Source organism: Allobosea sp. 05T422_2 (genome assembly GCF_056396265.1).
On record NZ_JBFTLD010000318.1, the window covers coordinates 1 to 7,016 of the forward strand.

At 64.3% G+C, this 7,016-nt stretch carries 6 protein-coding genes; 2 read left to right on the plus strand and 4 right to left on the minus strand.

Annotated features, from left to right (window positions below; all coding sequences use genetic code 11):
* The first annotated feature begins 514 nt into the window (after positions 1–514).
* The gene (locus AC1DJT_RS32340; protein ID WP_476770628.1) at positions 515–1,795 is read left to right on the plus strand and encodes a M20 family metallopeptidase; all 1,281 of its coding nucleotides are present in this window, start codon (positions 515–517) and stop codon (positions 1,793–1,795) included.
* A gap of 6 nt (positions 1,796–1,801) precedes the next feature.
* On the opposite strand, the gene AC1DJT_RS32345 is transcribed toward AC1DJT_RS32340, so the two are convergent.
* Positions 1,802–1,978, minus strand: coding sequence for a hypothetical protein (locus tag AC1DJT_RS32345; protein ID WP_476770632.1), 177 nt, complete (start codon positions 1,976–1,978; stop codon positions 1,802–1,804).
* On the opposite strand from AC1DJT_RS32345, the gene AC1DJT_RS32350 reads away from it, so the two are divergent.
* Positions 1,895–2,560, plus strand: a complete 666-nt coding sequence (locus AC1DJT_RS32350) for a trimeric intracellular cation channel family protein (protein ID WP_476770633.1) — start codon at positions 1,895–1,897, stop codon at positions 2,558–2,560. The genes AC1DJT_RS32345 and AC1DJT_RS32350 overlap by 84 nt on opposite strands.
* Before the next feature lie 116 nt (positions 2,561–2,676).
* Here AC1DJT_RS32350 and AC1DJT_RS32355 read toward each other — a convergent pair whose 3' ends face one another.
* The 3 genes from AC1DJT_RS32355 to AC1DJT_RS32365 are packed head-to-tail and all read right to left on the minus strand — an operon-like array spanning position 2,677 to position 6,440.
* Positions 2,677–4,917: a xanthine dehydrogenase family protein molybdopterin-binding subunit gene (locus AC1DJT_RS32355; protein ID WP_476835678.1), complete on the minus strand. Its 2,241-nt coding sequence runs from the start codon at positions 4,915–4,917 to the stop codon at positions 2,677–2,679.
* Positions 4,918–4,929: 12 nt separating this feature from the next.
* The gene (locus tag AC1DJT_RS32360; protein WP_476770630.1) at positions 4,930–5,958 is read right to left on the minus strand and encodes an FAD binding domain-containing protein; all 1,029 of its coding nucleotides are present in this window, start codon (positions 5,956–5,958) and stop codon (positions 4,930–4,932) included.
* On the minus strand, positions 5,955–6,440 hold the full coding sequence (locus tag AC1DJT_RS32365) for a (2Fe-2S)-binding protein (RefSeq protein WP_476770634.1): 486 nt from the start codon (positions 6,438–6,440) through the stop codon (positions 5,955–5,957). The genes AC1DJT_RS32360 and AC1DJT_RS32365 overlap by 4 nt, the downstream gene beginning before the upstream one ends.
* Positions 6,441–7,016 lie beyond the last annotated feature (576 nt).

A 7,016-nucleotide genomic window follows, 5' to 3' on the forward strand; every position in this document is an offset into this window, starting at 1 on the left:
GAGACAATCCGTGGGGCGAAGGTGCAACGACGCTGGAATGGACCCTGTCCTCGCCTCCGCCGTTCCACCAGTTCGAGACCCTGCCGCGCATCGTCAGCTCGGACCACTGGGATCGATAGTTCGTCCACCGGGTGATTTTTCGCATGTCGAAGCATCCGCCCCAAACCTCTACGTCGGCATCGCTCGCGCCCGACACTCGGTGGCGTGGTCTTTGATGGTGAAAGTGCTCTGAAGGGAGCCATTCGCTACGAGCGAGGGGGATTGACGGGCCACGCGGCGTTCCGAGGTCCGAACTCAGCTCTGAAAAGGCAAGCGCTGGCTAAAGCCAAGGGCTCGATCTCAGGATGCCCGCCATCACGCCGCGCAGGAGTTGCGCACGAGAATTCGCGTCGATCTTGGATTTCGCCGCCTCGATATGTGGATGGACCGCGTTGCGCGACAGGCCCATGGCCATGCCGATCTACGCATCGCTGCGACCCCATTGCCCCCATCGGAAATATAGGAGGAGATCATCATGGCTGAGCACACCTCTTCCGGAAGCGCATCCGTCGTCTTGACGGATCTGGACAAGCTGCTGCCCGATATCGAGGCGCTCTATAAGGACGTCCACGCCCACCCGGAATTGTCGATGCGGGAGATGCGAACTGCGGGTCTCGCCGCCGACAAGCTCAGGAAAGCCGGCTTCGAGGTAACGACTGGCGTGGGTAAGACGGGCGTGGTCGGATTGCTTCGCAACGGCGAGGGGCCGACGGTCATGCTGCGCGCTGACATGGATGCGCTGCCGATCGCAGAGGATACCGGCCTTGCTTACGCCAGCAAGGTTACTGCGACGGACCCCGAGGGAAGCACCGTCCCCGTGAGCCATATGTGCGGACATGACATGCATGTCGCCTGGCTGGTCGGTGCGGCGACATTGCTGTCACAGGCGCGCGATGCCTGGAAGGGCACCCTGATGGCCGTCTTCCAGCCGGGCGAGGAAACCGCGCAAGGCGCCCAGGCCATGATCGACGATGGTCTGCTGAAGCGCTTTCCGCAGCCCGATGTCGTGCTGGGCCAGCACGTCATGGTCGGACCCTCCGGCTCGGTCGCCGGCAGTGCCGGGCCGATAACCTCCGCTGCGGACAGCCTGCAAATCCGCCTGTTCGGGCGCGGCGCGCACGGGTCGATGCCGCAGGCCAGCATCGATCCCGTCATCATGGCGGCCTCCGTCGTGCTGCGTCTCCAGACCATCGTGTCCCGCGAGGTTGCCGCCAACGACGCGGCAGTGGTCACTGTCGGCGTGCTACAGGCAGGAACCAAGGAAAACGTCATCCCCGACGACGCCGTCATCAAGCTCAATGTGCGTACGTTCGACGAAGGCGTGCGCAAGCATGTGCTCGCCGCCATCGAGCGGATCGTCAATGCCGAGGCCGAAGCCTCCGGGGCGCCGCGCAAACCGGAAATCACGCCGCTCGACCGCTACCCTTTAAACGTCAACGACGAAGCCGCCAGCAACCGCATCGCCGCAGCGTTTCGCGGCCATTTTTCGCCGAACCGGGTCAAGCACACCGGCCCCGCCCCGGCGAGCGAGGATTTCGGCTGCTTCGGCACCGCGTGGCAGGTGCCTTCGGTGTTCTGGTTCGTGGGTGGCAACGATCCCAAGGTCTATGCAGAGGCTAAGGCGGCCGGCAAGCTGAACGAACTTCCGGTCAATCACAGTCCGCAATTCGCGCCCGTCCTCCATCCCACGCTGGCAACAGGCGTCGAGGCACTGGTCGTCGGAGCGCTCGCCTGGCTCGGCCCGAACAAAAAATGAACTGTTCTACCCGATTGCATCGCAGATCAGTCTTATTTGAAGGCTGTTCGGTGCTTTCGTCCCGATGCGGTAGGATTTTTCGCAGGCGGACCCGTCATGATCGCCATCGAAACCCTTGTGCGACTTCTCGACCTGGGCGGCACCTTCGTTTTCGCGATCAGCGGGGCGGTTGCCGCAGTCAATCGCCGCCTCGACATTTTCGGTATCCTCGTCCTATCGTTCGTGACGGGGAATTTTGGCGGGATCACTCGCGACGTCCTGATCGGCGCCATCCCGCCTGCCGCTCTGACGGATTGGCGGTACCTGCTGGTCTCAGTCCTGGCCGGGCTCATCACCTTCTTCTGGTATGCCGGCGTCGGCAAGCTGCGTAGCCCCGTCCTCCTGTTCGACGCGGTAGGCCTTTCGTTTTTCGCGGTGGTCGGTGCACAGAAGGCGATCGAGTTCGGACTAAACCCGGTGATGTCAGCGCTTCTGGGCATGCTGACCGGAATCGGCGGAGGCATGACGCGCGATGTTCTGCTTGCGGAGATTCCGCAGGTATTGCGTTCCGATTTGTACGCCGTCGCAGCGCTGACCGCCGCGTCCTTCGTTGTTATCGGCCATGTGCTCGGCGTTTCCTATGGCGTTTCAGCGCTGGCTGGAGCTGCCGTGTGCTTCGGCCTTCGTTTCATGGCGATCAGACGTGGTTGGCATTTGCCGGTCGCTCATCTCTCCGCGCAAGGGCGCGCTGCAATAGATGCTTCGGAGGATGAGAGCGGGCGGTAAGTTTGCCCCTCCAACGGTTTGCCCTCCGGGAGGGAGGGTGAAGCGCGGCCTCGCGTTTCCAATGGCGCGCAATATCTGCCGAGATCGGCCTCTCGCGACGCCAACTATGCTGCTCCTCACGCCGCAAGCAGCTTGTCGACGGTGATCGGCAGGCTGCGGATGCGTTTGCCCGTCGCGTGATGAATGGCGTTGGCGATKGCCGCCGCCGTGCCGACGACGCCGATCTCGCCCAGCCCCTTCACGCCGATCGGATTGATCTGGTCGTCATGCTCCTCGACAAAGAGGACCTCGATCCCACCGATGTCGGCATTGGCTGGTACATGATACTCGCCGAGGTTCCTGTTCATGAACCGGCCGAAGCGATGGTCGGTCAGCGTCYCCTCGTGCAGGGCCATGCCGATGCCCCAGACCACGCCGCCGATGATCTGGCTGCGCGCCGTCTTGGGGTTGAGGATGCGCCCGGCCGCGATGGCGCTAACCACCCGGGTCACGCGCACGATATTGAGTTGCTCGTCGACATGGACCTCGGCGAAGACGGCCGAATGGGTGTAGGAAGCGCGGCGCARCGGCGCGATCAGGCCAGGACTGGCTGTTTCCTCGGCCTCGATCCGCTCAACCTGCGCCGCACTCAGGGCATCGACGAATGAGACGGCGCTCGATTGCTCCTGGCGCAACCGAACGAACCCGTCATTGAAGACGACGTCATCGATCCTGGCGCCGGACAGAGGCGATCCTTCGATGGACTTTGCGTGTTTCAGCAGGGTCTCGCACAGCCTTCGGCAGGCCAGCATCACCGCGCTCCCCGAGGAAGCCGCCGTCCAGGAGCCCCCCTGGATCGGGGCTGGTGGGAGCGATGAATCGCCGAGTTTCACGGTCACCGCGTCGAGATCGAGCCCCAGTGCATCGGCCCCGATCTGGCTGAGGATCGTGTAGGTGCCCGTTCCGATATCGGATGTGGCGCAGGCGATMTCGAGCCTGCCGTCGCGCGTCAGCGTCGCGCGGGCGGAGGATTTCATCATCATCGCTTCCCAGACGCCGCTGGCCATGCCCCAGCCCACCAACTCCTTGCCGTTTGTCATCGAGCGCGGCGCCGGCTTGCGCCTGTGCCAGCCGAAGCGGGCGGCGCCTTCGGCATAGCAGGCGCGCAGCTCCTTGGAGGTCAGGGGCTTGTCGTCGTTCTCGTCCCGCGTGGTGTAGTTCCTGAGCCTGAGTTCGATCGGGTCGATGCCGGTGGCAAAGGACAGTTCGTCCATGGCACTTTCCAGCGCGAACAGGCCTGTCGGCGCACCGGGCGCCCGCATGTCGCCGGGCGTCGGGATGTCGAGCTTGGCGAGTTCGTAGGCGAGCAGCGACGTCTCGCTGTGATAGAGCATGCCCGACCAGTTGACGACGTTCTCCTGATAATCCTCGTAGCCGGAGGTCGCGGCGACCGCATGGTGCTGGAGCGAACGGATATGCCCTTCGGCATCGGCACCGATCGCGACAGAATTGATCGTCTGCGGACGATGCGCATGGCTGAACATCTGGGCCCGGGTCATCTCCACGCGCACGGATCGCTCGAGTGCGAGCGACGCCATCACCGCGAGGAACAATTGGTGGTGCGGCCGCAGCGCGGAGCCAAAGGCGCCACCGACGAAGGGACAAACCACGCGGACATCCTCGGTTGCCAGGCCGAAGACCGACGTAACATAGCCTTGCGTGTTGAGCGCGCCCTGCGTCTTGTCGTGGACGGTGATCTTGCCGTCGCCCTCCCAGACCACCGTCGTCCCGTGCAGTTCCATCGGATTATGGTGCTCGGTCGGGACGCGGTACTCGGCGCTGACCTTGATCGGGGCGTCTGCGAAGGCAGTTTCCGCGTCGCCTTTCGGATCGGGCGGCCGCGCGATGCCCGCGCGCTTCTTCGGCGGCTCATAGCTGTCCTGGCGGGCGCGCTCGAGATCGGTCTCGTGCGGTTCTCGTTCATAGGACACGCCGACCAGGGAGGCCGCGTCACGGGCGGCCTCGAAGCTCGACGCGACGACCAAGGCTATCGGCTGGTCGCTGTGCTGGATGGTGGCGTCGTGGAGCGGGCGGAGCGGCTTGCCGGGCGGGGCGACCTGGTCCCGGTAGCTGCTGTCGAACCAGGCGGTGTGAGCGCGGTTCTCATGGGTGAAGATCGTCACGACACCCGGCACTGCAAGCGCCGCCGTGAGATCGAAATCGCGGATCTTGCCGCGCGGAATCGCGCTGCCGACGATGCAGCCATGAAGCAGGTCCGGAGCAACGAACTCGGCTGCATAGGTCGCGCGGCCGGTGACCTTGGCTACGCCGTCGACCCGGCTCCGCGGCGAGCCGACATGGGGATCGTTGCTGATCATGGCCGTGCTCCCTCAGGCGATGCGCTTGTCGGATTGCGATTGCGGCGTCCCGGCTGCGGCTTGGGTCAGTGCGCGAATGATGGCGCGGCGCGCGAGCTCGATCTTGAAGGCATTGTGCTCGCGGCCCTGTGCTCCTTCCAGCAGAACGTCCGCCGCCGCGGCGAAGCTCGCATCGTCGGGCTTACGGCCAATCAGCACCTCTTCTGCCTGCGGCCGACGCCAAGGCTTGTGAGCAACGCCGCCAAGTGCCAGCCGCGCATCGCGGATCGCACCGCCACTGCCCATTTCCAGACAGGCCGCGACGGAAACCAACGCGAAGGCATAAGAGAGCCGGTCGCGCAGCTTGAGATAGCTGTGGTGCTCGGCAAAACGTTGCGCCTCGGCGGGCAACTCGATGCCGGTGACGATCTCGCCCGCGCCGAGCGTCGTGTCGCGATCCGGTGAACCGTTCGGCAGCCGATGATAATCCGCCATCGCGATCGTCCGGGTGCCCTGCGGCCCGGCGACATGGACGCTCGCCGAGAGTGCGGCAAGCGCGACGCACATGTCGGAGGGATGGGTTGCGATGCAGTCGGTGCTCGCGCCGAGAATGGCATGATTGCGGTTCACGCCCTTGATCGCCGGGCAGCCGCTGCCAGGTTCGCGCTTGTTGCAGGGCAATGCGGCATCGTAAAAATAATGGCAGCGAGTGCGCTGGTTGAGATTGCCGCCGGCCGTCGCGGCGTTACGAAGTTGTGGCGTCGCGCCCGCCAAGATCGCGCTCGACAGCAGCGGGAAAGTCCCGGCGACCAACGGGTGATAGGCGATCGTCGTATTCGAGACGAGCGCCCCCATCAGGATGCCGCCGTCCGCGGTCTCGGCGATCGTATCGAGATCCCCGAGGCGGGTGATGTCGATCAGGCGGTCCGGCTGCTCAACATCATATTTCATCAGATCGAGCAGATTCGTGCCGCCGGCAATCAGCCTGGCGCCGGGGTCGGCTGCCAGCGCGGCGAGCGCGCCTTCGAGGCTCTCGGCCTGGAGATAGGAGAAGCGGTTCATTCTGCGGCCTCCCGCATGTGCCCTGTCTGCTGGGCGATGACGTCCTCGATGGCGTCGACGATGTTCGGATAGGCGCCACAGCGGCAGATATTCCCGCTCATCAGCTCGCGGATCTCGTCGCGGCTATGGGCGCGGCCTTCGGCGACGAGCGCCACGGCCGAGCAGATCTGTCCCGGCGTGCAATAGCCGCACTGGAATGCATCGCGCTCGATGAAGGCGCGCTGCATGGGATGCAACGCGCCATCCTCTGCCAAGCCCTCGATCGTGGTGATAGCGCTGCCGTCCAGCATCACCGCGAGCTTCAGGCACGAATTCATTCGCTCGCCATCGATCAGCACCGTGCACGCGCCGCATTGACCGTGATCGCAGCCCTTCTTGGTCCCGGTCAGCGCGAGATGGTTGCGCAGGAGATCGAGCAAGGTCGTTGCAGCATCGACCTCGATGTGAACGGGCCGGCCATTCAGGCCGAGGGAAATCTCGATTTTTTCGTCGGGAGCGAGCGTGCGGAGTGTCACGGCGATCTCCTTGGGCGCATGGTTCTGGGCGTGGGGGGGCGCGGGCGCGCAAGTTCATCTCGACGACAACGGCTCGCGAGCACGATGTGTTCCTTCGAACAGGAACAGTTTGATCCAGCCCTAAGTTCGGCTGCTGCTTCGGGGCGGACCGTGCACCTGACCATCCCTTAAGAGGCCTGCGCGCGGCGACCGAAGCGTCATGAGACAAGGCAGGAAGCAGGCCGGAACCAACCGGCCGGCGCATGGGTTGCAGCCTCGACCGCACTCGAAACGGGAGCTCAAACCATGATGTTAGCCGTGGCCGGCGTCACCGCGTGAGCCTTTCACCAGGCCGAATGCACCTCTTTGCGCACGCCGGCAGTTAACGTGACAACGCCGCGATGATCACTGCTGCTGGTGGGCTCCGTGCCGACGCTGACGATTGACTGGACGATCGCGAACACCGGAAGGCACCAGCCGCTACGCCACAGTTGCACGGCGCTAACGTCCGGACTATATTCGAACCGAATTTAGTCCGGGAGGCTCCTTTGCGGTATTCTGCCC